The sequence below is a fragment of the Kushneria marisflavi genome (assembly GCF_002157205.1).
Taxonomy (GTDB): Bacteria; Pseudomonadota; Gammaproteobacteria; order Pseudomonadales; family Halomonadaceae; genus Kushneria; species Kushneria marisflavi.
Map to the genome: position 1 here is coordinate 3,323,425 of NZ_CP021358.1, position 22,564 is coordinate 3,345,988.

Consider the following 22,564-nt stretch of genomic DNA (forward strand, 5'->3'; position numbering starts at 1 on the left):
TCGAAAACGACACGGCCCGCGACCAGACCTGTGCCGTTTTATCGGGCTTTCGCATCACGCGAAAGCGGTTACCGGCGCGAGTTTAATGAAACATCGCGCTGACGGATTCTTCGTTGCTGACGCGGCGAATGGCTTCCGCAATCAGACCGGCGACCGACAGCTGGCGAATCTTGCCGCTGCGGCGAGCATATTCGGACAGCGGAATGGTGTCCGCCACGACCAGCTCATCGAGCTGTGACTTCGTGATGTTGTCCACGGCCGGGCCCGACAGGATGGCATGAGTCGAATAGGCCAGTACGCGACGGGCGCCGTGGGCCTTGAGTGCTTCGGCGGCCTTGCACAGGGTGCCGGCGGTATCAACCATGTCATCAACCAGTACGCAGGTACGATCCTTGATATCACCGATGATATGCATCACCTGCGCCTGATTGGCAGACGGGCGACGCTTGTCGATGATGGCAAGGTCAGCGTTGAGCTGCTTGGCGATGGCGCGGGCACGGACAACGCCGCCAACGTCGGGTGAGACAATGGCAATGTCGTCGTAATTCTGGCGCTCGATGTCATCAAGCAGAATGGGCGATCCGTAGACGTTGTCGACCGGGACATCGAAAAAGCCCTGAATCTGGTCGGCATGCAGATCCATGGTCATGACACGATCCACACCGGCCTTGACCATCATGTCGGCCACGACCTTGGCAGAGATCGGGACTCGCGCCGAGCGAACACGGCGGTCCTGGCGAGCATAACCAAAGTAGGGGACGACAGCTGTGATACGAGTCGCACTTGCCCGACGCAGGGCATCCACCATCAGGATGAGTTCCATCAGGTTGTCATTGGTCGGTGCACAGGTCGACTGGAGGATAAAAACGTCCTTGCCGCGCACGTTCTCGTTGATCTCGACCGCGATCTCGCCATCGCTGAACTGTCCGACCGTGGCATGGCCCAGACGATTATCAAGACTCTCGGCCACCTTGCGGGCAAGCTCGGGGTTGGCGTTCCCCGCGAAGACCATCAGTTTAGACACGCGCAGCCACCTTTGGACGCTTGTAGAAAATCGGGGTGGTTTGAAGTCAAACGTGAGTGACATCGAAAAGAGATGGCTGGGGTACCAGGATTCGAACCTGGGAATGCCGGTACCAGAAACCGGTGCCTTACCACTTGGCTATACCCCAGTAACCTTTGATGCAAGCGCTGACGTTCAATACTTCATGATACTCCGGTATCCTGGGATACTCGAAGCCTGTTCAGAGCCTGATGCAGAGGAGAGATGTTACAACCGCGTGCCCTGAAAACGTTCCAGCGATTCGGGTACGCATGCCGAGCGACACCATAGAGTATCTCTCTTTCCAGTTCAAGCGCTGACGTTTCGCTCTCGAAAGGGCAGAAAACGCAGGCGCCTGTTCCGGTCAGCATGGCGGGTCCGTACTGACGAAGCAGGTCAATGACCTCACCGATACCCGGTTCAAGCCTTCGCACCACGGCCTCGCAGTCGTTGTGACCTCCCTGCAGGGCGCGCGACATACTAATCAAGGGGGTGTCGCGTGTCAATTGCGGATGGCCGAAGACACCGGCTGTCGACACGCTCACGCCAGGGTGAACCACGACAAACCAGGGCGTATCCAGCGCCGCCGGTATCAGTCGTTCGCCAACACCTTCACCCCAGGCGGCAAAGCCGCGCACGAAAACAGGGACATCAGCGCCCAGCGACAGCCCAAGCGTTGCCAGCGTGTCGGTTTCCAGTTCAAGTTGCCAGAGATGATCAAGCGCCAGCAGGGTCGTGGCCGCATTGGAGCTGCCACCCCCCAGGCCGCCGCCCATGGGTAGTTTTTTGTCGAGAGTGATATCCACTCCCGGCAGGGGGCGGTCGGCGAACTTCTGTAAAAGGCGGGCGGCACGTACGATCAGATTGTCCTCGGTACGAACCCCTTCAAGCGCCGGCGAAAGCGTGATGGCATCGTCGTGACGCAGGCGAAAATGCAGCGTGTCACCATGATCCAGGAACTGGAACAGGGTTTGCAGCTCGTGGTTGCCATCGTCGCGCCTGCCCACGATATGCAGCATACGGTTGAGCTTGGCCGGTGCCGGCAGACTCAGCGAGACCTCATCTATCGTAGCGGGATCTGTCATGGCAGGTCGGCCTGGCCGGGCTGCCAGCGATTGATGACCAGCGTGGTGCGGATGTCGTCATAGGTCATGACGATGCGTCGTGGCAGCCACAGGCCATCTGCCTGACTCCAGTCTCGATAATCGATATGCCAGCCAGCCTGGTCCATCGTTTTGGGGAAGCCGACATCATCTTCGCTCAGTTGGTGCGGGCCACGCGGATCCGGCAGACCGCGTACCCAGTAGACCAGCGAGGAGAGCGGCAGCGACCAGCCCATCTGCTGTGCCATCAGTTCTTCGGGCGTTGGTGCCTGGAAAGTACCATCGCCATTGGTCAGGGTGACCTGTCGATCATTGCCTTCCAGCGTATTGCGTCCGGCGCCCCAGGGACCGCTGACCGAAATGCGGTATTGATCATTGCGCTGGGTCCAGTCGAGATTGGCGCTCTGGCTGTCGTCCGAGGTGCGAATGCCGACCTTGCCGGCGGCCGTCCATGTCTCCAGAGCTTCAAGTTGTGATTGCTGGGTGCGCCAGTCACCGGGGTAACGGTCTTCCTTCTGGGAGGGTGCCTGAGTGGCACAGCCGGCCAGAAGAACGATCAGGGCGAGGGTCAGAAACTGTAGCGTGCGACCGATCGCAGTGCCTGATGTCATGGGGTGGTCTCCTGGGAAGTGACAGTGGATGAAGTCGTTGCCTGTGGCGGCGGGCTGAGCGGGGTCAGCAGCGGATAGCGGCTTAGCAGATCATTAATGGTGGGGTGCGTGCGAAAACGGGCCATGGCACCTGCGATGATGCGCCGTGCCTGTTCGCTGTCGCCGCTGGCCCAGAGCGCTTCTGATAGATGAGCCGCGACTTCTTCATCCGGCATCATGGCGTAGGCCTGCTTGAGCAGGGTGATGGCCTGGTCAAACTCGCCCAGATGAAAGTGCACCCAGCCCAGGCTGTCCACGACCGGGGCCGAGTCTGGCGCCAGCCGGTGCGCGCGCTCCAGAAGCCTGAGTGCTTCTTCATGGCGATCGGTCTGTTCGGTCAGGGTGTACCCGAAGGCATTGAGTGCATCAACATTGTCCGGGTCGCGGTCAAGCAGGGTGCGCATGTCGCGTTCCATGGCCTTGAGATCCTGATGCTCGATGGCACGAATGGCACGTAGATAAAGCAGGCTGTCATTGTCGGGAGCGTGTGCCTTGATGGTGCTATCGAGCAACTGATCGGCGCGCGAGCGCTGATTATTTTGATCCAGCAGCGTCAATGACAGCTGCATGAGCGAGGCATACTGATCGGGATAGTCCCTCTCCTGAGTCTGTAGCCACTTTAAAGCGTCATCGATACGCTTTTTCTCCGAAAGCAACTGCACGCCGCGTACGCGAGCAGCCATGAAATCTTCGCCCGCCGGGACACGGGCATAAAGCGCCAGTGCCTGATCGAGATCATCGAGCTGTTCACTGGCAAGTCCTGCCAGCATGTAAAGCTCGCCAGAGGTGGCGGCACCATCATCTTCCAATGCCGGTTTCAGCAGTCGCTGAGCCGCCTCGGGATGGTCATTGCGCAGATAGAGCCGAGCCAGTGCCAGGCGCAGTTGAAGGTTATCGGGCATGTCCTGCATCAGGCGGTCGAACTGCTTTTCAGCAGCATCAACATCATTCATGGCGAGGTTGGCCTGCGCCATGGCCAGGATAAAGCGGTTGTCGTCAGAGGACAGTTCATGTCCGCGTCTGGCATATTCAAGCGCTTTGGCAGCATCTTCGTGATCCAGTGCGATCTGGCTGCGCGCCAGCCAAAGGGCCGGGAGGCTGGCATCCAGCGTCTGCGCCCGTTCAAGATCCTGGTCGGCTGCGTCGTTATTGCCCTGCAGGGATTGAAGCAGGGCGCGAGTAATCAGGGCGTGAGGCTGGTCGGGATGGCGCTTGAGATAACTTTCAAGCGGAGCCTGCAGCTCTTCGGGGCTGGCACCGCTGGTAATGGCCTCTTCCAGAAATGATTCGAGATCGGCGTCCTGACCGCTGGCATCGACTTCCAGCAGCAGCGCCATGGCCGTTGCCCACTCTCCCTGGCCGGCCGCTGCAGCGGCCAGGATGCGACGTGGTGTCGCACTTTCGCGGTCCAGCGCTGCCCAGCGATTGGCTGCGGCCACTACCAGCTGTGGATCATTGCTCAAGCGGGCCATCTGTGTGGCGCGCCGCGCCAGGGCAATGTCGCTGTGACGTCGGCTCTGCTGAAGATAGGTGCGGGCGGCAAGTCCGGTATCGCCGCGCTGGGCGGCAATATCGGCGCCCAATAGAGCTCCGAAGGTGGCGCCATCAAGCCGCTCCGGAGCAGCCTCGTCCTGCGCTCGGGTCATGTCATCAGACGCCCGAACGCTGACGTCAGGGGAGGTCGATGTGTCCGCTGCCATGGTGGACAGCGGACAGAGTGTGGTGGGCAGCAACAGGGCGGCCATCGATAGCCATAGTGTGCGTTGGCGCATCCGTGTCCTCATTGATGGCGAAACCTGCGGGGGCTATGAGGGTGATGAAAGCGTTCCATCCCATGGTGCCCGGGGCTATGTTAGAATGCATGACCATGAAGTGCGAGCACCGTGGGTATGCAATCCTCCGGTGCTGCTCGTGCAGGAAATACGCACTGTATCACCGATAACGGACCTGACCTGGCAGGATTGGATACCTGACACATTATCCAGTCGTGTCTCAGCGTTCTACACGAACGTTACAGCTAATACGGTATCACGATGCTTCTTTCTCTAGGCATCAATCATAAAAGTGCGACCCTTGAAGTACGTGAGCAGGTTGCCTTCTCTTCCAGTCAGATGGCATTGGCGCTTGAAGACCTGACCTCCCTCGATGAGGTCGAGGAAGCCGCCATTCTGTCGACCTGCAACCGAACCGAGATCTATTGTCGGCTCGATGGGGGAGGTGAGCGTCTGGTACTTGAATGGCTCGGCAACTTTCATCGCCTGCCCATCGATTCACTTGAGCACTGTGCCCGGTGGCATCGTGATGGTGAGGCCGTGCGTCATCTCATGCGAGTAGCCTGCGGGCTGGACTCGATGGTGTTGGGCGAGCCTCAGATTCTGGGTCAGATCAAAGGCGCCTATCAGCTCGCCAGAACCCATCACACGCTGGGTAGCGACCTTGAGCGTCTTTTTCAGCACACCTTTGCCGTGGCCAAACAGGTTCGAACCGAAACCGGTATCGGCGAGAATCCGGTCTCGGTAGCGTATGCTGCAGTCAATCTGGCCGGTCGCATCTTTGACGATATTCGCCAGTCCCGGGCGCTTTTGATCGGCGCCGGTGAAACCATTGAGCTGGTGGCGCGCCATCTGCGCGAGGCCGGTATTCAGGGCATTATCGTAGCCAACCGCACGCGAGAGCGCGCGCAGACGCTGGCCGATGAAGTCGGCGGTGTGGCCATTGGCCTGGATGAGCTGGAAAATGCGCTGGTGTGTGCCGACATCGTGATCTCCTCGACCGGCAGCCCGACACCGCTTCTGGGCAAGGGCATCGTCGAGTCGGCGCTGAAAACGCGCAAGCATCGCCCCATTTTCATGGTGGACATTGCCATCCCGCGGGATATCGAGCCTCAGGTGGGCGAGCTTGACGACATCTTTTTGTACAGCATTGATGATCTTAACGACGTCATCAGTGAGAATCGTCGCTCGCGTCAGGCTGCCGCTGATCAGGCCGAAGAGATGATTCTGGCCAACGTTTCGGCCTGGCAGCATGAGCGGCGCGTACGCAGTGCCGGCGATTTGATCCGGCGCCATCGTCATCAGGCCGAGCGTCTGCGTGCCGAGGCCGAAGCCGAGGCGCTGGCGGCCCTGTCGCGAGGGCAGGACCCTGAACGGGTGATCCAGAAACTGACGCAGCAGCTGACCAATCGGCTGCTGCATGGCACGACTTCACGCATTCGCGCGGCTTCCGGTGCCGAGCGGGTGGATCTGATACAGGCTGCGGAGGAACTCTTGATCGACGACAGCGCGTTGCACCAGGAATCACCATGAAGGCCTCGCTCAGAGACCGTCTCGACGGCTTTTCCGAACGTTTTGAAGAACTCTCCAGACTGCTTTCCGACCCGGGTGTCATCGGTGACCAGACCCGTTTTCGCAATTACTCGCGCGAGTATGCCGATCTCGAAGAGCTGGTAGGCCAGTGGGCGCGCTATCGCGCCCTTGAGGCTGATCGCGACAGTGCCCGCCAGATGCTCGAAGACAGCGATCCCGACATGCGTGCCATGGCGCATGACGAGATCGTCGAGATCGATGAAAATCTTGAAGCCCTGGAGCCTCAGCTGCTGCAGCTTCTGATCCCGAAGGACCCGGATGATCAGCGCAGCGTCTATCTCGAGGTGCGTGCCGGCACCGGTGGCGATGAAGCGGCACTCTTTGCCGGTGATCTGTTTCGCATGTATTCGCGTTACGCTGAAAGCCGCGGCTGGAAGATGGAGACCATCAGTGCCAGTCACGGCGAGCAGGGGGGCTTCAAGGAGATCATCGCCCGCGTGGCCGGCGGTGATATCTATGCCCGGCTCAAGTTTGAGTCCGGTGCCCACCGGGTGCAGCGAGTGCCGGCGACCGAGTCACAGGGCCGCATCCATACTTCGGCCTGTACGGTCGCCGTGATGGCCGAGGCCGACGAGGTGGCCGAAGTCGAGCTAAACCCGGCAGATCTGCGCGTCGATACCTTTCGCGCCAGCGGCGCCGGCGGTCAGCACGTCAACACCACCGATTCCGCGATCCGCATTACCCATCTGCCGACCGGCACCGTCGTGGAATGCCAGGACGAACGCAGCCAGCACAAGAACCGTGCACGTGCCATGTCACTGCTGGCGGCGCGCCTCAAGCAGAGCGCCGAAAGCACTCGACAGCAGCAGCAGTCCGACACCCGCCGCTCGCTGGTGGGATCGGGTGATCGCAGCGAACGCATTCGCACCTATAACTTTCCACAGGGCCGGGTGACTGATCATCGGATCAATCTAACGCTCTACAAGCTTGGTGAGGTCATGACCGGAGCGCTGGATGACATCATCGACCCGCTGGTCCATGAATATCAGGCTGATCAGCTGGCGGCCATGACCGGCGAGAACGGCTGACGAGAATGGTTGAAAAGAGCTGTCATGCGCATTGATCAGGCTTTGTCAGAGGCTGTGACCCGCCTTGCCCATCACGCCTCGGGCGAGACGGCCACCCCCCATCTCGACGCTCAGCTGCTGATGGCTCATGTACTGGGTCGTTCACGTACCTGGCTCTACACCTGGGGGGATCGCGAGATTGAGGGCGTCGAGCTCGAGCAATTCAATAATCTGGTTGAACGGCGTGAACAGGGAGAGCCGGTGGCCTGGTTGCTGGGCTATCGAGAATTTTTCGGCCTGCGTCTGGCGGTCTCTCCTCATACCCTGATTCCGCGCCCGGACACTGAAACGCTGGTCGAGCAGGCGCTACAGCGCATGGCGGTGACCGGCAGCGGTCGGGTGCTGGATCTGGGCACCGGCAGCGGTGCCATTGCTCTGGCGCTGGCTTCCGAGCGTCCCGACTGGCACGTCACCGGCCTCGATATCGTGCCGGAGGCGATTACGCTGGCACGACGCAATGCCGAGATGCTCGACATCACCAATGTCTGCTTTGAGGAAAGCGATTTCTTCTCCTCACTGAACCCTTCGGCACGCTTTGAGCTGATCGTCAGCAATCCGCCCTATATCGATGAACTGGATGAGCATCTGGGGCAGGGTGACGTACGCTTTGAACCCCGCTCGGCGCTGGTGGCCGAGCAAAGTGGTTTGGGCGATCTGCTGCATCTGATCGACACCGCTCGCACCTTTCTGACGCCTGAAGGCTGGCTGTTGCTGGAACACGGTTTCCAGCAGGGTGAGCCGGTCAGGGCCGCACTGGTCGACGCCGGCTATCAATGCGTTGGTACCTGTCGTGATCTGGGCGGGCGTGAGCGCATCAGTCTGGGGCAGTGGTTCGAGGCTTCATCAGAATTATTGAACGGGACAGGCTCATGAACGACGAACAGCTCATGCGCTACAGCCGTCAGATCATGCTGAGCGAGCTGGATTACGACGGTCAGGTCCGGCTTACGGAAAGCCATGCACTGATCATCGGGCTGGGCGGACTGGGATCACCGGCGGCACTCTATCTGGCCGCTGCAGGTGTGGGGACGCTGACGCTGGCCGATGATGACCGGGTCGATCTTTCCAACCTTCAGCGCCAGATTGCCCATGGTGAGGCGGATATCGACCATTACAAGGCGCAGTCTGCGGCCGAGAGTATTGGTGCGATCAACCACCATTGCCGAACGCAGGTCATTACCGAGCGGTTGCAGGGGGAAGCGCTCCAGCATGCGGTAGAACATGCCGATGTTGTGCTGGATTGTACGGACCGCTTTGAGAGTCGCGATGCCATTAACCGTGCCTGCGTTGCGGCCGGCACACCGCTGGTCTCCGGCGCGGCCATTCGCTTTTCGGGGCAGCTTGCCGTCTTTGATGTTCGTGACTCCGCTGCTCCCTGCTATGCCTGTCTCTATGGCGACAGCGGCGATGAAGACCAGTTGACCTGCGCCGAAAGCGGCGTGATTGCCCCGTTGGTTGGCATGATCGGCAGCTATCAGGCCCTTGAAGCGTTAAAGCTCCTGAGCGGTTGCGGCACCTCTCAAAAGGGCCTCTCCACCTTCGACGGACTTAGCGGCCAGTGGCGACATTTCGGCCTGGGGCGTGACCCGCACTGTCCAGTGTGCCAGTGGCGTCGTTAAACAACAGCTACTTTTTAAAAGTCGCGCCTTGAGCGCTAATGCCAGTCAGTTAAGGTTTTCACTCCCCGGCTGACGATGCGATAGTCCGGTATCAGTGACGCACTGATACCGGATTCCAGTAGTCGCCCACCCGCAATCCTATCCCCGAAATCGCCCAAGACAACCTTTATGCCGAGCTGCCCTCGGCAAAAAGCTTCCAGTTGTCGCATCAATTTGGCATCGGGATTAAGCTTTTCTAGGTGTTTGGTCCCGGGAAGTAGTGGTTCGGATCATGATGGAACCTGTCGGACTCGTCCTACCACCTTTCAAGGATAAATCCGATAGGCGTCTTGTTTTTCAGAGAACGTAGCGGCCAAGCACTATTATAGGCCCACAGATAATCCTTCAGGTGAGCGGCAAGTTCGCCCGGCGTGGCGTAATGAAAACTGCGGGTCGTGGCTTTTTTGCAAGGTCTCTGGCAGACCGTAAAGAGTCTGCCGCAAGCGGCAACGACGTCCAGCTCATCGCCGCCAACGATCAGGATTACTACTTCTATCAGAAGAAGAAAAAAAGCGGTGGGCTGGTCAGCAGCAAGAAGATGAAGCGCGACGAGGTCACCGATACCCGCGCGGTCGGCACCACGGTGGAAAGCGGCGGCGATCTCGCCATTGTCAGCGGCAACGACCAGGTCTATCAGAAGGCGCGGCTGGACGCCGGCAACAATCTGACCCTGAGCAGCGGCGGTGACATCACCTTTGCCGGGGCCATGGATAGCCACAGCGAGTCCCATGAAAAGAGCAAGAGCAACTGGGCGTGGCAGTCGGCGAAGGGCAAGGGCAACACCGATGAGACCCTGCGCCAGAGCGAGCTGGTCGCCCAGGGGCAGCTGGCCATCAACGCCGCCAACCGCGTCAATATCGATGTGCGTGACATTGACCAGCAGAGCGTCAGTCAGACCATCGATGCCATGGTCGCCGCCGAGCCTGAACTTGCCTGGCTGAAACAGGCCGAGGCGCAGGGCGATGTCGACTGGCGTCAGGTGAAAGAGATCCACGACAGCTGGGACTATAAGCAGTCGGGCGTGAGTCCCGCTGTGGGCATGGCCGTGGCCATTATCGCAGCTGCTGCGACGTCTGGTGCCGCCAGTTCGGCGATAGGAATGCTATCAGGAGCTACGACAGCGGCTACCGCGACTACGGCGACCTCGGTATGGGCGGCTGGAACCACCGCCGCCGCCTCCGGCTGGGCCAATGCGGCCCTTTCAGGGGTCATTGCCGGGGCAGTCGGTGCTGCTGCCGGAGCGGCGAGTCAGGGTCAGGATTGGCAAGACCCCGCGCTACATGGCGCGATAACGGGTGGCCTTGCCAATTATCTGGCAGCGGGTACCTATTACGGCAATCCCTTGAGCAAGGCAACCGACCTCGGGCAACAGATCTCGCAAGGTGTTTTGCTGGATGCCGGAAAGGTGGTTGGCGGTGTGGCCATGCAGAAGACTTATAGTCGCATCGCCGAGAAGCTGGCCAAAGGTGTGGGCCTGAATGCCGAGGAGCTGAACTGGGTATTGATGGCCGGTTCGATAGCAGGCGATCAACTGCCCGGGATCGGCAATCGTTATAAGTCGGACGACCAAGAATTCACACTGACGTATTTCAAGGGGGCACGCGGATTTATGGATAGTGGCCTACCGGGAGTACCATTTAATTTGATTGATAGTGCGCTTGGATACCAAGGGTTGCCTGATACTTCCGTTCGAGCTTATTTAATGGATCAAGGGTTTGGGGGTGAGCTAACAGGACATAGTTTGGGAACACTGACCTCTAACTATCTGGTTAGTAACGGATTGGTGGAACGCGCTGAACTATTTTCTCTACCCTTCGGCAATGTTGCAGCGCCCGGTGCGCATCTAACCATTGGCTCCGGGGATTTGATCAATGGCGGTTACTTTGGCAAGTTTTTCAATCCAGATGCGATTGTGGCGCCGCTAACACCATCTCAACATCCATTTAATAACTACAAGGCATTTGTCGATGACAATCCCCAACTCTATCCAAAAGATTACTGATTCCCGAACCGTAATTGCCGAAAGTTCCGGAATATGGCAGTGGCTAGCAGGGGGGGGCGGCGTTACTTTAATGGCTACTCTCAGCGGTTGCCCGACTATGGCCGATTATGGCGCTGCGACCAGTGGTGATGGGCGTGATTTCGTCGCGCCTCATGAGCAGTTTCAGGTCGATTCTATGGAGTATCCGGTCTTTGCCATTATAGATGACCGTGAGGCCCCACGTGCTGCGGTTAACTTTCCCCGTAACAATGGGGTGGAAATGCCTCCGTTGAAGCAAAGCTATCGCTGGCAGGTCACCCATAAAGTGTATGGAGAATATCTGATCGGTTCCGAGCAGTTCGACCAGGCTTGGTGTCGTCAGACAAAGGATGGCCAAGATCACCCGGAGCATTGTGAGCCGGGAGGCATCGGTGCGGAATATCTGGAGCGTATTTATATTCACCCGGACGGTTCCGCTTATGCTTACGGTTATTTGAAGAACACGCCCCGGTGGCCGCACTGGTTCGGCAAAAACGAGACTTGGTTTAGGCATGATGACACCGGGAACTGGTCCGGCCAACCGTGGTTTGAGTGTGTGGCTCGATGCGAAAAACTAAAGAATATGAGGGGCGAGTCGATCCGTTGACTTCCACCCATTCATGTACTTCACCACCACTTGAGTTGCTCTCTTCTCTCCCAAATCGCTTAAACAGCGACCATATCTCTTCTGATATCCCAAAAGCAGCTAAAGTATGCTGCTGGCATATGCAAAGCATGAGGCGATAAAGAGTGGCCTTCCTATACATCTGCCACGTAGCCCTGTCATCGTAAATGGGCTTTGGCTTTGGCTTTGGCTTTGGCTTTGGCTTTGGCTTTCTGGTTTTGGGGATCGTCGGGCGACTGATCATCCGGGGCCCTGGTAATATTATATGCCGTGCCTGCACTTGGCCGTTCTGCCTGGAATACCTTCATGACCCCGAATAGCAGAAGCTGGTATGCCCACTCCCGTAATCTGACGCTGGACGCCGCCGCGCCTTTAAGCGGTGCGCAGCGCTTTGATGTGGCCATCATCGGCGGTGGCGTGACCGGGTGCAGCGCGGCACTGCATCTGGCCGAGCGGGGTTATCGGGTCGCACTGTTGGAGGCGGGTGAGATCGGGGCGGGCGCATCAGGTCGCAGCGGCGGGCAGATTTTGCCGGGGCTGGGCACCGAGCTGTCGGTCATCGAAAAATCGCTCGGGCATCAGGCAGCGCAGGATATCTGGATGATGAGTCGTGAGGCCGTGCGGTTGACCGAGATGCTGATCGAGCGTCATGACATCGACTGCGAGTATTCGCGAGGCTACGTTCACGCCGCGATCAAGCCGCGCCACGAACGGGCCATGAAGGCCTGGCGGGACGAGATGGCCGGGCGCTTTGGCTATGACGGTCTTGAGTGGCTGGAGGGCGATGCGCTGCGCCACCATGTGGTCACCAATGCCTATCTCGGTGGGCTTTATGAGCGCGAGGCCGGTCATCTACATCCGCTCAACTATACGCTGGGGCTGGCCCGGGCCGCACAAAATGCCGGCGCGGTCATTCACGAGCACAGCCGCGTGAAGGCCGTGACGAAGGGTAAGACCGTTCGGGTCGATACCGACCAGGGGCAGATCGAATGTGATCATCTGCTGGTCGCCGGCAACGCCTATCTGGGCGGACTATTACCGGCGCTTGAGCGCAAGATCATGCCGGTGGTGAACTACATCATTGCCACCGAGTGTCTGTCGGAGGTTCAGATGGCTCAGACCCTGCCGCGGCGTGACGCTGTTTCGGATGCCAATTTTGTGCTGGACTACTATCGGCTTTCCCGTGATCGTCGTTTACTCTACGGCGGCCAGGTCAGCTACAGCGGACGTGAGCCACATGGTCTGGTCGAGATCATGCAACGCAAGATGCGCGAGCTCTTTCCGGCGCTTGAGAGTGTGTCCATCGACTATCGCTGGGGCGGTCGGGTCGCGATTACGCGTAATCGGGCGCCACATTTCGGTCGGCTGGATCATAATATTCATTTTGTGCAGGGATATTCAGGCCATGGCATGGCACTGGCAGGGCTTGCCGGACGGCTCATGGCCGAGGCCGTGGCCGGACAGTCCGAGCGATTTGATTTATTTGCCGGCATGAAGCATCTCGACTTTCCCGGCGGCTCGCGGCTTCGCACCCCGCTGCTGGTACTGGCGACCACCTTTTATCGATTAAGGGATCGGCTGTAGGGCGCCATCGCGCCGGCATTCGATGCCCAAAAGACACGTACGGACAATTTCAGGGGGACCCTGTTCGATGGCAGAACGCTCACCGACCGCCGCACCCGGCGGGCCTTTTTCATCAGTCGAAAGCACCCCGGGTAGCGAGGCCAGTGCGGCGCGCGAGGCGTCCTCCATCAGCCTGAAAGGCGTTCGCAAGGAGTATCCGGGCGGAGTGGTGGCGCTGGAAAGCGTGGATCTGGACATTCGTGCCGGCGAGTTCTTTACCCTGCTGGGCCCTTCCGGCTGTGGCAAGACCACGCTTTTGCGCATGCTGGCGGGGCTGGATGAGCCCAGCGGCGGCACGCTTGCCATTGGCGGGGTGGATGTCACCGATACGCCGCCTCACAAGCGCAGCGTCAATACGGTCTTTCAGTCCTATGCGCTTTTCCCGCACCTGTCAGTGCGCGACAACATCGCTTTCGGTTTGAAAATGCGCGGCATGGCACGCACCCAGCGTGAACAGAAGGTGGTGGAGATCGCCGAGTTCATCAAGCTGGGCTCGCTGGTGGATCGTCGGGTCGATCAGCTCTCCGGCGGTCAGCGACAGCGAATCGCACTGGCCCGTGCGCTGATCTGCGAGCCGGATGTGCTGCTGCTCGATGAGCCGCTCTCGGCACTGGATGCCGGGCTGCGCAGTCAGCTGCAGGTCGAGCTGCTGCGTACCCAGAAGCGACTGGGCATGACGTTTGTCTTCGTAACCCATGATCAGGAAGAGGCCATGGTCATGAGCGATCGCATTGCGGTGTTAAACGATGGGATCATCCAGCAGATCGGCACGCCGCAGGAGGTTTACGAGCGCCCGGCCAATCTGTTCGTGGCGCGCTTCATGGGCCATGACAATCTCTTTCCGATCTCGGCAAGAGAGGGCATGACGGTCACCACGCCGATCGGTGCGCTGGAAACCGAAGACAAAAGCGAAGGCAGTGTTGCCCTGATTCGCCCGGAAACTCTGGAGCTGACCTCGCCCAATGCGCCGAGCGTCGAGCCGGGCAAGCAGCTCAACACGCTTGTGTGCCGGGTTGTGGAGCGCTTTTACCGCGGCAGTAACGTCGAATATCGCCTGGCACACCAGAGCGGCGATCAGCACAATGAATTGATTGCCGAAATCTCCAATACCGGTGAGCGCCTTTTTCGCGTCGGTGATGAGGTGAAAGTCGAGATCTACCCGGAAGACGTCGTCATGTTAAGCGATGACGAGGAGGGCGCATGAGCCAGGTGGATGTGGTCTGGCGCCGTCGTCGCCGCCGGGAGACCCGCCATCTTCTGGTAAGCGTCCTGCCCGGCGCCCTGTGGATATTTATCTTTCTGGTGCTGCCCAGTGCCTATCTGATGTCGGTGGCCTTCATGACCAATGGCGGCTTTGGCCAGCCGCAGATGCCGTTGACGCTGGATGCCTTTCGCAATCTGGCCGGTTTTGGCTTTCTGGGCTGGAGCCCGGGCAATCTCTATACGCTCTGGCGCTCGGTCTTTCAGTCGCTCATTTCGCTGGGGCTGGTAGTGCTGGTGGCCTATCCGGTGGCCTGGTATATCTCCATGTGCCGGCCACGGCTGCGCGCGATCATGCTGCTGGCGGTGGTGGTGCCGTCCTGGACCAATCAGGTCATTCGCGCCTTTGGCTGGATGAACCTGCTCTCGCCGGGCACACCGCTGTCGACCCTTGCGGAAAACATGGGGCTGATTGCGCCTAATATGGGACTGTTTCCCTCCGACTTTGCCGTGACGCTGGGGCTGGTCTACAACTTCCTGCCTTTCATGGTGCTGCCGCTGTATGCCGCGTTTGAAAAGCTTGATCACGCCCAGATCGAGGCGGCACGCGATCTCTATGCTTCGCCGCTGCGGACCTTTTTTGTCGCCGTGCTCCCCCAGACCCTGCCGGGACTGCTGGCAGGCTCCGTACTGGTCGCCATTCCGGCCTTTGGCATGTACGTCATCCCCGAGCTTCTGGGCGGCGGGCGTTCGCAGATGCTGGGTAATCTGGTGGCAAGCCAGTTCGGCGAGGCGGCCAACTGGCCGCTGGGCGCGGCCGGGGCGCTGTTGATGCTTTTGGCTACGCTCCTGGGGTTGGTGATACTGCGTCGCATGGGTCGCCGCCTGGGCGGTGGTACCGAGATGGTGATCTAGGAGAACGGCATGCAAAACCGGAGTTTCAGGAAGGGGCTTGCCGTTTTCTGGTGGCTGACGCTGATTTTCCTCTACGCGCCCCTGCTGGTGGTAATGGTGTTTTCGTTTAACAGCATCAACACCTCGGCGCGCTGGGGTGGCTTTTCGCTGCGCTGGTATGAGCGCCTGATACACAACGATGTGGTGATCAACGCCATCAGTCACACACTGCTGCTGGCGGTCATCTCCTCGATCATTGCGGTCATTCTGGGCGCAATGATCGGCTATGGACTTTACAAGCATCGGGCACGCCGGCTCGGGCTTTTAATCGTGCTGATCTATTTGCCGATCGTGATGCCGGACATCGTCTTCGGCATCGCCGACATGGCGTTTTTCGTGCAGATCAATCGCCTGACCGGATTGCTGTCGCCCGGGCTGGGCACCATGGTGATTGCCCATGTGACCTTTCAGATTCCGTTTGTGGCGCTCATTGTCTATTCCCGCTTTGTGGGTCTGGATGCGACGCTCTTTGATGCCGCGAAGGATCTCTACGCCAGCCCCTGGCAGCGGATGCTGCATTTCATTTTACCGACGCTCAAGCCTGCGCTGCTGTCGGCCTTTTTCCTGTCGTTTACGCTGTCGGTGGATGATTTCGTCATCAGCTTCTTTACGGCGGGGCCTGAAAGCGCGACGCTTCCGATCTATATCTGGGGCGCCATACGCCGCGGCATCTCCCCGGAGATCAACGCCATTGCCACGCTGATGATTGCTTCGGTAGCGCTGGTGGCCGTACTGAGTCTGCTGTTCAACCGTCGTCGCGCGTAAGCGTTGCGGCGGTCTCATAAAAAAACGTCATATCACGATCACCCAGGGGACCCGACAATGACTCTATTTTCACCTCGCCCGGCACTGCTCGCCGGCGCCATTGCCGCCGCCATGTTCTCGAATGCCGCCAGTGCGGCCGAGCGCCTCTACGTGTTCAACTGGACCGACTATATGGATCCAGCAATCATCGAGGCGTTCGAAAAGCAGTACGATGTGGAAGTCGTGCAGAACTATTACGGCTCGCTGGGCGAGATGTTTTCCAAGCTGCAGGCCGGTGGCGTTTCGCAGTATGACATCGTGGTGCCGTCGAACTATTTCGTGCCGCGCATGATCGAGGCGGGGCTATTGCAGCCGCTGGACAAATCGCAACTGCCCAACATGTCCAACCTGATGTCGCGCTTCGTCAACCCGCCCTATGACCCGGACAATCAGTACACCGCGGCCTATCTGTGGGGCTCGACCGGATTGATTATCAACACCAAAACCTTTCCGGAGGCAAAGCCGAGCTGGTCGATGGTCTTTGACGAGTCGGCCAACGACAGCCAGCCGTTTTCGATGCTCAAGGATGGCCAGGTCATGTTCGGTGCGGCATGCGCATTTCTGGGCAAGCCCTATAACTGCACCGATCAGCAGGACATGGTTGATGCGGCCAAACTGATGCTCAAGACCAAGCATCGCGCCAACTTTACCGGCTTTACCGACTCGACACCGGTGCTGGGCCAGGTATCACGCGGTGTGAATGCTCTTGGGGTGACCTACAACGGTGACTATCTGCAGTACAGGGAAGATGACCCTGAAGGCTACGCCAATACCGAATTCGTGATTCCGAAAGAGGGCTCGGAGCTGTGGGTGGACTCCATGGCGATTCCGGCGCGTGCGCCGCATCCGGAGCTGGCACACAAGTTCATCAATTTCATTCTGGATGCGCAGGTCGGGGCGCAGCTGTCGAATTACACGTTCTACTCCACGCCCAATGAAGCAGCAGTAGCGAATCTTGAGGACGTGCTCAAGCAGCCCCCGTCATTGCCCAGCGATGAGGACATGGCACGGCTGAAGTTCACGCCCACGCTGTCGGGCAAGGACCTGCAGCGCTATCAGCAGCTGTGGAATGAAGTGCAGTCACGTTAAGGCACGTGACGGACTGCCTGCCATTCGGGCTGGCAGCCCTTTTGATACCCGTGATCAGGCTCGGCTGGGGAGGCCGACATGACGCTAAAGCATCATCCGGTGGTACTGACGGACTGGTTTGAAGAGCATCGCATCACCGAAGTGGAATGTCTGGTCAGCGACCTGACCGGGATTCTCAAGGGCAAGATCATGCCGGCCGGGAAGTATCTCAACGGTGGACGACCGCGCCTGCCGGATTCGATATTTATCCAGTCGGTGACCGGTGGTTATCCCGATGACGAGGCTCTGCGCTTCTGGAATGCCGCCGAGCTCGACATGCAGCTGATTGCCGACCCGGCCGCCGCCTACCTGGTGCCCTGGGCGGAAGACCCCACTGCCCAGATTATCCACGACTGTTATTACATGAATGGCGAGCCGGTCGAGATCGCGCCCCGTCACGTTCTAAAGCGGGTGCTGGCCCTTTACGAGGCCCGCGGTTGGAAGCCGGTGATTGCGCCCGAGGTCGAGTTCTATCTGGTCAAGACCAACACCGATCCGGACTATCCACTGGAGCCGCCGATCGGGCGCTCCGGGCGGCAGGAAAGCGGGCGTCAGTCGTTTTCCATTGATGCCGTCAACGAATTCGATCCGCTGTTTGAGGAGATGTACGACTACTGCGAGGCTCAGCAGCTCGACATCGATACCCTCATTCACGAGGAAGGCGCCGGGCAGATGGAAGTCAACTTCCAGCACGGTGATCCGCTCTATCTGGCCGATCAGGTGGTAATTTTCAAGCGCACACTGCGCGAAACTGCACTGCGCCACGGCATGTACGCCACCTTCATGGCCAAGCCCATGGCCAATGAGCCGGGCAGTGCCATGCATCTTCACCAGAGTCTGGTGGACGCCGAAAGCGGAGAAAATCTCTTTGCCGGCGACAACGGCCAGCCCAGCGAACTCTTCATGAACTACATCGGCGGGTTACAGAGCTGGATGCCCGCGGCCATGCCGTTTTTTGCCCCCAACGTCAATTCTTGGCGGCGGCTGATGCCCAGTGAATATGGTGGCTCGGCGCCCACCAATGTCGAGTGGGGGTATGACAATCGCACCGTCGGGCTGCGGGTGCCGGTAGGTAATGCCGAGGCCACACGGGTCGAGAATCGCCTGCCCGGCGCTGATGCCAACCCCTACCTGGTGATGGCCGCCTCGCTGGCCTGCGGCTATCTGGGCATGATGAGCCGACTTCAGGCGCGCCCGCCGCTGACCGGCACGGCCTGGACCGGCGGCGTAGCGCTGCCCAATGATGTCGGCCCGGCACTGGATGCACTTGATGCCTGTGAGGCGCTGGCAGATGTGCTTGGCGAACGCTTCGTCAAGAGCTACCTGGCGGTCAAGCGCGCCGAACATCTGGCCTATTACCGGGTGATAAGCTCATGGGAGAGGGAGCATCTGCTGCTGCGCGTCTAGGCTTGGCCTGAAAAGTGCCTGCGCTCGACAATACAGCGCTAAAAAATGGCTCAGAATACTCATTTACACCCCGTAAACTCCGTTTCTTCGCCAATTTTTGCCTTGTCTTGTCTTCGCTCACCGACTTTTCAGATAAACCCTGGCCTTTGAACCACACAACAATATCCATAAAGGGATCATTAAGGGAGAAAGAGCAATGACGCGATCATGGTGGTGGCGAACCGGCGCCCTGATGCTGGCCGGCGTGAGCCTGGCAGCCAGTGCCGGCGAAGAGCATGCCGATACGCTTTATCTCTTCAACTGGACGGAGTACATGCCACCGCAGGTACTGGAGGATTTCGAGCGCGAACATGATGTTCGCATCGTGCAGAACTTCTTCACCTCCAACGCCGAGATGTTCACCAAGCTGCGCAGCGGCGGCGATGCCCAGTATGACGTCGTGGTGCCGACCGACTACTTTGTCCCCCGCCTGATTGCCGCCGATCTCATTCAGCCGCTGGACCATGATCATCTGCCGGGCCTTGAGAACCTGCTACCGGAATTTCAGGATCCTGCCTATGATCCGGGCAATCACTATAGCGTGCCCTATCAGTGGGGCGTGACCGGAATCGTCTATGATAGCCGGGTACTCGATGACGTACCGCGCAGCTGGTCGGCGCTGTTTGATCCTGACGTGAACTCAAGTGCGCCCTTTACCCTGCTGGGCGGCGACCCACAGGTGCTGTTCGGCGCTGCCTGCGCCTCGCTGGGCGACGGTTTTGACTGTACGCAAAAGGACCAGTGGGTGAACAGTGCGCGCCTTTTGATGAGCACCAAGGGCCGGTCGAACTTTATCGGCTTTACCGACAGCACCGCGACCATCGATCAGATCGTGCGCGGCGTGAGCGCCATGGGCATGACCTACAACGGTGACCTTGCCTGGCGTCAGGCCGAGGACCCCGAGACCTACGGCCACTTGCGCTTTTTCGTACCCGAGGAAGGCTCCCAGCGCGGTATCGATACGCTGGTGATTCCAAAGCGGGCGCCGCATCCCGAGCTGGCGCAGGCCTTCATTGCCTATACCCTGCGGCCTGATGTGGCCGCGCGCATCAGCAATTATACCTTTTACGCCACGCCCAATGCGGCCGCACTTGATCAGCTTGATGATGCCTTGAAGCAACCTCCCTCGGCCCTCAGTGAAGAGGAGCGCTCGCGACTGGTGTTTGTGCCCCGGATCGACACGGCGCAGTTAGGGACGCTGTCACAGCTCAACAATGAAATGCGCAGTCGCTAAACCACAACGGCCCGAAGTCCCGGGCCGTGATGCAAGGTAAAACGTCGTGACCCAGCCTGAATCTACATCAAGTCACCGCGACGGCCACACCCGCTCGCTGTATGCCGCCACCATGAATGCGACCCCCGAGCGCCCGGCACTTGCCGGCCATCGAGGCGTGGATGTTTGTGTGGTTGGCGCTGGCTTTACCGGTATCTCCAGCGCCCTGCATCTGGCCGAGCAGGGCTTTCGCGTCGCGGTGCTCGAGGCGCAGCGTGTCGGTTTTGGGGCGAGCGGTCGCAACGGTGGTCAGATCGTTAACAGCTACAGCCGCGACATGGACATGATCGAGGCGCGCTTTGGAGAGGCTTCTGCCCGGGCACTCGGCGACATGGCCTTCGAGGGCAATCGCATCATCCGCGAGCGCATCGAGCAATACGCCATCCAGTGCGATCTCAAAAACGGCAACCTTTTTGCCGCCTGTAATGACAAGCAGCTGGCGGCTCTGAAACATCACAAGGCGCTGTGGGAAAAGTACGGCCACAGCAAGCTGGAACTGCTGGAAGGCGAGGCCTATCGTCGCGAGATTGGCAGCGCGCGATATACGGGCGCGCTGCTCGATCACTCCGGCGGGCATCTCCATCCACTCAATCTGGTGCTGGGACAGGCAGCAGCCTTCGAGTCCCTTGGCGGTGTCATTTTCGAGCACTCACCGATGACGCGCCTTGAGCACGGTGAGCGGGTGAAAATTCATACCGCCGGCGGGATGATCGAAACCGAGCGTGTCGTGATCGCCGGCAATGCCTACCTGGGCGATGTCATTCCCGAGCTGGCCGACCGCTCCATGCCCTGCGGCACCCAGGTCATCGCCACCGAAGTCCTGGACGAGACAACCGCACAGCGGCTTTTGCCCACTGACCGTGCCGTCGAGGACAGCAATTATCTGCTCGACTACTACCGGCTATCGGGCGAGCGCCGCCTGATTTACGGCGGCGGGGTGACCTATGGTGGTCGCGACCCGGCCAGCATCGAGGGTGCCATTCGCCCCAAGCTTTTGAAAACCTTCCCCGAGCTTGAAAGCATCAGGATCGATTACGCCTGGAGTGGCAACTTCCTGCTGACGCTTAATCGATTGCCGCAGTTCGGGCGGCTCAACCATAACGTCTATTACGCCCAGGGCTACTCCGGCCACGGGGTGACGTCCTCGCATCTGGCCGGACGGCTGGTGGGGGAGATCATCAAGGGCGACAGTACGCGCTTTGACGCCTTCGCCGGTATCCGTCATCTGCCGTTCCCCGGCGGACGACGATTTGCCGTGCCGTTTTCCGCCATGGGTGCCTGGTACTACGCGCTGCGCGACCGGCTGGGCATGTGATGGTCGCGCCCTGTGACATTGGCGTCTCCTTCCGATGAGTGCACACGTTTTCACCATCGTCCTGTGCGCTGCTGCGCTGCACGCCGGTTGGAATGCCCTGGTGCGCGTGGGGCTCGATCGCCTGCTGGCGGTCACGCTGATTCAGGTCGGCGCGGGCGTTCTGGCGCTGGTCATGCTGCCTGCCGTCAGCGTACCCGGTGCCGCGGCCTGGCCCTGGCTTGGGCTCTCGGCCGTTTTGCACGTGGGCTATAACGTGTTTCTGGCGCGCGCCTATGCCAGCGGTGATTTTGGTCAGGTGTATCCCATCGCGCGCGGGTCGGCGCCCTTGATTGTGGCACTGGTCGGACTGATGGCGCTGGGGGATCAGCCTTCACTGATCGGCTATGGTGGGGTGGCACTGCTGACCGGCGGTATCTGGTGGATGGCCGTACGCGGTGCCGGCCGGACAGGGCTGCCTCGCGCCGGGCTGGCCAGTGCACTCGTGACGTCTGCCTTCATTGCCTCCTACACGCTCAGTGACGGACTGGGAGCGCGTGCCAATCATGATGCCATCGGCTATGTGCTCTGGCTTTTCGCACTCAACGGCCTCTGCATGGGGCTTTTGTTATGGGCCATGCGTGGTCGCCGGACGCTGACCGCCATTGCTGAGCACTATCGCGTCGGGCTGCTCGGGGGAGCGATGTCGATGGCCGCCTATGGCGCGACCATCTGGGCGATGAGTCAGGCACCCATTGCGCTGGTCGCGGCGCTGCGTGAATCCAGCGTGCTCTTTGCGCTCGCGATTTCGGCACTCTTTCTGAGGGAACGTCTGAGTCGCCAGCGGTTGGTGGCCGGCGTGATCATTTTGTCCGGAGTGGCATTGCTGCGGCTGGGTTAGAACCGTTGTCTGAACGCGCGGATAAGCATGGGACGAACGACAAGACAAAGCCCGGCGCTGGCGAGAAACAGCAGCGACCATGCCAGCATAAATCCGATACCCACGACAAACAGTGGCTCGATCGGCAGTAACGTCATTGCAAAAAGTATCTGCCCGATGAGACAGCCGGCATGGAGAGCCGATAGGGGCCCGGACGTCACAAGCGCTGACCCGATACCAGCCAGCACCAGAGCCACGCTGTAATAGAGGGCGCTGTCCCAGGGCTCCGTGTGACCACTTGCCAAAGGAGACAGCGCCCAGATCGCAGCCCCTGCTGCCATGGCCAACGAGAAGGCCGGCACGCTTGAGCGACGCCTGTTCATTGATACCTCATGGGATTTTTCTCGATTCTGCACATACGGTAGGCAGGGTCAG

At 59.6% G+C, this 22,564-nt stretch carries 20 protein-coding genes and 1 tRNA gene; 15 read left to right on the top strand and 6 right to left on the bottom strand.

Annotated features, from left to right (window positions below):
- Positions 1 to 82: 82 nt before the first annotated feature.
- The 5 genes from B9H00_RS15080 to B9H00_RS15100 all read right to left on the bottom strand — a co-directional run bounded on the left by B9H00_RS15080 (position 83) and on the right by B9H00_RS15100 (position 4,567).
- Positions 83 to 1,024, bottom strand: a complete 942-nt coding sequence (locus B9H00_RS15080; RefSeq protein WP_174678732.1) for a ribose-phosphate pyrophosphokinase — start codon at positions 1,022 to 1,024, stop codon at positions 83 to 85.
- A 73-nt stretch (positions 1,025 to 1,097) separates the two neighbouring features.
- Positions 1,098 to 1,172 (bottom strand) — tRNA-Gln (locus tag B9H00_RS15085).
- Between the two features lie 34 nt (positions 1,173 to 1,206).
- Positions 1,207 to 2,127, bottom strand: coding sequence for a 4-(cytidine 5'-diphospho)-2-C-methyl-D-erythritol kinase (ispE, locus tag B9H00_RS15090; protein WP_086901342.1), 921 nt, complete (start codon positions 2,125 to 2,127; stop codon positions 1,207 to 1,209).
- Positions 2,124 to 2,756 (bottom strand): lipoprotein insertase outer membrane protein LolB, encoded by a 633-nt coding sequence (gene lolB / locus B9H00_RS15095; protein ID WP_086901343.1) that lies wholly within the window; start codon positions 2,754 to 2,756, stop codon positions 2,124 to 2,126. The genes ispE and lolB overlap by 4 nt, the downstream gene beginning before the upstream one ends.
- Positions 2,753 to 4,567: a tetratricopeptide repeat protein gene (locus tag B9H00_RS15100; RefSeq protein WP_169713448.1), complete on the bottom strand. Its 1,815-nt coding sequence runs from the start codon at positions 4,565 to 4,567 to the stop codon at positions 2,753 to 2,755. The genes lolB and B9H00_RS15100 overlap by 4 nt, the downstream gene beginning before the upstream one ends.
- 261 nt (positions 4,568 to 4,828) lie before the next feature.
- Between B9H00_RS15100 and hemA the strand changes: the two genes are divergently transcribed.
- The 15 genes from hemA (at position 4,829) to B9H00_RS15175 (ending at position 22,150) form a co-directional block, all read left to right on the top strand.
- Positions 4,829 to 6,100, top strand: coding sequence for a glutamyl-tRNA reductase (gene hemA, locus B9H00_RS15105; protein ID WP_086901345.1), 1,272 nt, complete (start codon positions 4,829 to 4,831; stop codon positions 6,098 to 6,100).
- The gene (gene prfA, locus B9H00_RS15110) at positions 6,097 to 7,188 is read left to right on the top strand and encodes a peptide chain release factor 1 (protein ID WP_086901346.1); all 1,092 of its coding nucleotides are present in this window, start codon (positions 6,097 to 6,099) and stop codon (positions 7,186 to 7,188) included. The genes hemA and prfA overlap by 4 nt, the downstream gene beginning before the upstream one ends.
- Before the next feature lie 24 nt (positions 7,189 to 7,212).
- Positions 7,213 to 8,100: a peptide chain release factor N(5)-glutamine methyltransferase gene (prmC, locus tag B9H00_RS15115; protein WP_086901347.1), complete on the top strand. Its 888-nt coding sequence runs from the start codon at positions 7,213 to 7,215 to the stop codon at positions 8,098 to 8,100.
- Positions 8,097 to 8,846 (top strand): HesA/MoeB/ThiF family protein, encoded by a 750-nt coding sequence (locus B9H00_RS15120; RefSeq protein ID WP_086901348.1) that lies wholly within the window; start codon positions 8,097 to 8,099, stop codon positions 8,844 to 8,846. Before prmC ends, B9H00_RS15120 begins: the two co-directional genes overlap by 4 nt.
- Positions 8,847 to 9,264: 418 nt before the next feature.
- On the top strand, positions 9,265 to 10,887 hold the full coding sequence (locus B9H00_RS15125; RefSeq protein ID WP_086901349.1) for a hemagglutinin repeat-containing protein: 1,623 nt from the start codon (positions 9,265 to 9,267) through the stop codon (positions 10,885 to 10,887).
- Positions 10,853 to 11,512, top strand: a complete 660-nt coding sequence (locus B9H00_RS15130; RefSeq protein ID WP_147376586.1) for a hypothetical protein — start codon at positions 10,853 to 10,855, stop codon at positions 11,510 to 11,512. The genes B9H00_RS15125 and B9H00_RS15130 overlap by 35 nt, the downstream gene beginning before the upstream one ends.
- A 324-nt stretch (positions 11,513 to 11,836) precedes the next feature.
- On the top strand, positions 11,837 to 13,114 hold the full coding sequence (locus B9H00_RS15135) for an NAD(P)/FAD-dependent oxidoreductase (RefSeq protein WP_086901351.1): 1,278 nt from the start codon (positions 11,837 to 11,839) through the stop codon (positions 13,112 to 13,114).
- A 67-nt stretch (positions 13,115 to 13,181) separates the two neighbouring features.
- Positions 13,182 to 14,357 (top strand): ABC transporter ATP-binding protein, encoded by a 1,176-nt coding sequence (locus B9H00_RS15140; protein WP_086901352.1) that lies wholly within the window; start codon positions 13,182 to 13,184, stop codon positions 14,355 to 14,357.
- Positions 14,354 to 15,268, top strand: a complete 915-nt coding sequence (locus B9H00_RS15145; protein WP_086901353.1) for an ABC transporter permease — start codon at positions 14,354 to 14,356, stop codon at positions 15,266 to 15,268. The genes B9H00_RS15140 and B9H00_RS15145 overlap by 4 nt, the downstream gene beginning before the upstream one ends.
- 9 nt (positions 15,269 to 15,277) lie before the next feature.
- On the top strand, positions 15,278 to 16,072 hold the full coding sequence (locus B9H00_RS15150; RefSeq protein ID WP_086901354.1) for an ABC transporter permease: 795 nt from the start codon (positions 15,278 to 15,280) through the stop codon (positions 16,070 to 16,072).
- Between the two features lie 57 nt (positions 16,073 to 16,129).
- The gene (locus tag B9H00_RS15155) at positions 16,130 to 17,200 is read left to right on the top strand and encodes an ABC transporter substrate-binding protein (RefSeq protein WP_236944303.1); all 1,071 of its coding nucleotides are present in this window, start codon (positions 16,130 to 16,132) and stop codon (positions 17,198 to 17,200) included.
- A gap of 78 nt (positions 17,201 to 17,278) precedes the next feature.
- Entirely contained in the window at positions 17,279 to 18,646 is a 1,368-nt protein-coding gene (locus B9H00_RS15160) for a glutamine synthetase family protein (RefSeq protein WP_086901355.1), read from the top strand.
- A 196-nt stretch (positions 18,647 to 18,842) separates the two neighbouring features.
- Positions 18,843 to 19,919, top strand: a complete 1,077-nt coding sequence (locus B9H00_RS15165) for an ABC transporter substrate-binding protein (RefSeq protein ID WP_169713449.1) — start codon at positions 18,843 to 18,845, stop codon at positions 19,917 to 19,919.
- A 112-nt stretch (positions 19,920 to 20,031) separates the two neighbouring features.
- Complete coding sequence (locus B9H00_RS15170) at positions 20,032 to 21,273, top strand: NAD(P)/FAD-dependent oxidoreductase (RefSeq protein WP_086901928.1); 1,242 nt, start codon at positions 20,032 to 20,034, stop codon at positions 21,271 to 21,273.
- Between the two features lie 34 nt (positions 21,274 to 21,307).
- Positions 21,308 to 22,150, top strand: a complete 843-nt coding sequence (locus tag B9H00_RS15175) for an EamA family transporter (protein ID WP_086901356.1) — start codon at positions 21,308 to 21,310, stop codon at positions 22,148 to 22,150.
- On the opposite strand, the gene B9H00_RS15180 is transcribed toward B9H00_RS15175, so the two are convergent.
- Positions 22,147 to 22,512, bottom strand: coding sequence for a hypothetical protein (locus B9H00_RS15180; RefSeq protein ID WP_086901357.1), 366 nt, complete (start codon positions 22,510 to 22,512; stop codon positions 22,147 to 22,149). The two genes, B9H00_RS15175 and B9H00_RS15180, sit on opposite strands and share 4 nt — an antisense overlap.
- Positions 22,513 to 22,564: the final 52 nt, after the last annotated feature.

Coding starts and splice junctions, on each gene's coding strand:
- ispE (WP_086901342.1), bottom strand. CDS start 2,127: ATGACAGATCCCGCTACGATAGATGAGGTCTCGCTGAGTCTGCCGGCA.
- lolB (WP_086901343.1), bottom strand. CDS start 2,756: ATGACATCAGGCACTGCGATCGGTCGCACGCTACAGTTTCTGACCCTC.
- B9H00_RS15100 (WP_169713448.1), bottom strand. CDS start 4,567: ATGCGCCAACGCACACTATGGCTATCGATGGCCGCCCTGTTGCTGCCC.
- hemA (WP_086901345.1), top strand. CDS start 4,829: ATGCTTCTTTCTCTAGGCATCAATCATAAAAGTGCGACCCTTGAAGTA.
- prfA (WP_086901346.1), top strand. CDS start 6,097: ATGAAGGCCTCGCTCAGAGACCGTCTCGACGGCTTTTCCGAACGTTTT.
- prmC (WP_086901347.1), top strand. CDS start 7,213: ATGCGCATTGATCAGGCTTTGTCAGAGGCTGTGACCCGCCTTGCCCAT.
- B9H00_RS15120 (WP_086901348.1), top strand. CDS start 8,097: ATGAACGACGAACAGCTCATGCGCTACAGCCGTCAGATCATGCTGAGC.
- B9H00_RS15125 (WP_086901349.1), top strand. CDS start 9,265: ATGAAAACTGCGGGTCGTGGCTTTTTTGCAAGGTCTCTGGCAGACCGT.
- B9H00_RS15130 (WP_147376586.1), top strand. CDS start 10,853: ATGACAATCCCCAACTCTATCCAAAAGATTACTGATTCCCGAACCGTA.
- B9H00_RS15135 (WP_086901351.1), top strand. CDS start 11,837: ATGACCCCGAATAGCAGAAGCTGGTATGCCCACTCCCGTAATCTGACG.
- B9H00_RS15140 (WP_086901352.1), top strand. CDS start 13,182: ATGGCAGAACGCTCACCGACCGCCGCACCCGGCGGGCCTTTTTCATCA.
- B9H00_RS15145 (WP_086901353.1), top strand. CDS start 14,354: ATGAGCCAGGTGGATGTGGTCTGGCGCCGTCGTCGCCGCCGGGAGACC.
- B9H00_RS15150 (WP_086901354.1), top strand. CDS start 15,278: ATGCAAAACCGGAGTTTCAGGAAGGGGCTTGCCGTTTTCTGGTGGCTG.
- B9H00_RS15155 (WP_236944303.1), top strand. CDS start 16,130: ATGACTCTATTTTCACCTCGCCCGGCACTGCTCGCCGGCGCCATTGCC.
- B9H00_RS15160 (WP_086901355.1), top strand. CDS start 17,279: ATGACGCTAAAGCATCATCCGGTGGTACTGACGGACTGGTTTGAAGAG.
- B9H00_RS15165 (WP_169713449.1), top strand. CDS start 18,843: ATGACGCGATCATGGTGGTGGCGAACCGGCGCCCTGATGCTGGCCGGC.
- B9H00_RS15170 (WP_086901928.1), top strand. CDS start 20,032: ATGAATGCGACCCCCGAGCGCCCGGCACTTGCCGGCCATCGAGGCGTG.
- B9H00_RS15175 (WP_086901356.1), top strand. CDS start 21,308: ATGAGTGCACACGTTTTCACCATCGTCCTGTGCGCTGCTGCGCTGCAC.
- B9H00_RS15180 (WP_086901357.1), bottom strand. CDS start 22,512: ATGAACAGGCGTCGCTCAAGCGTGCCGGCCTTCTCGTTGGCCATGGCA.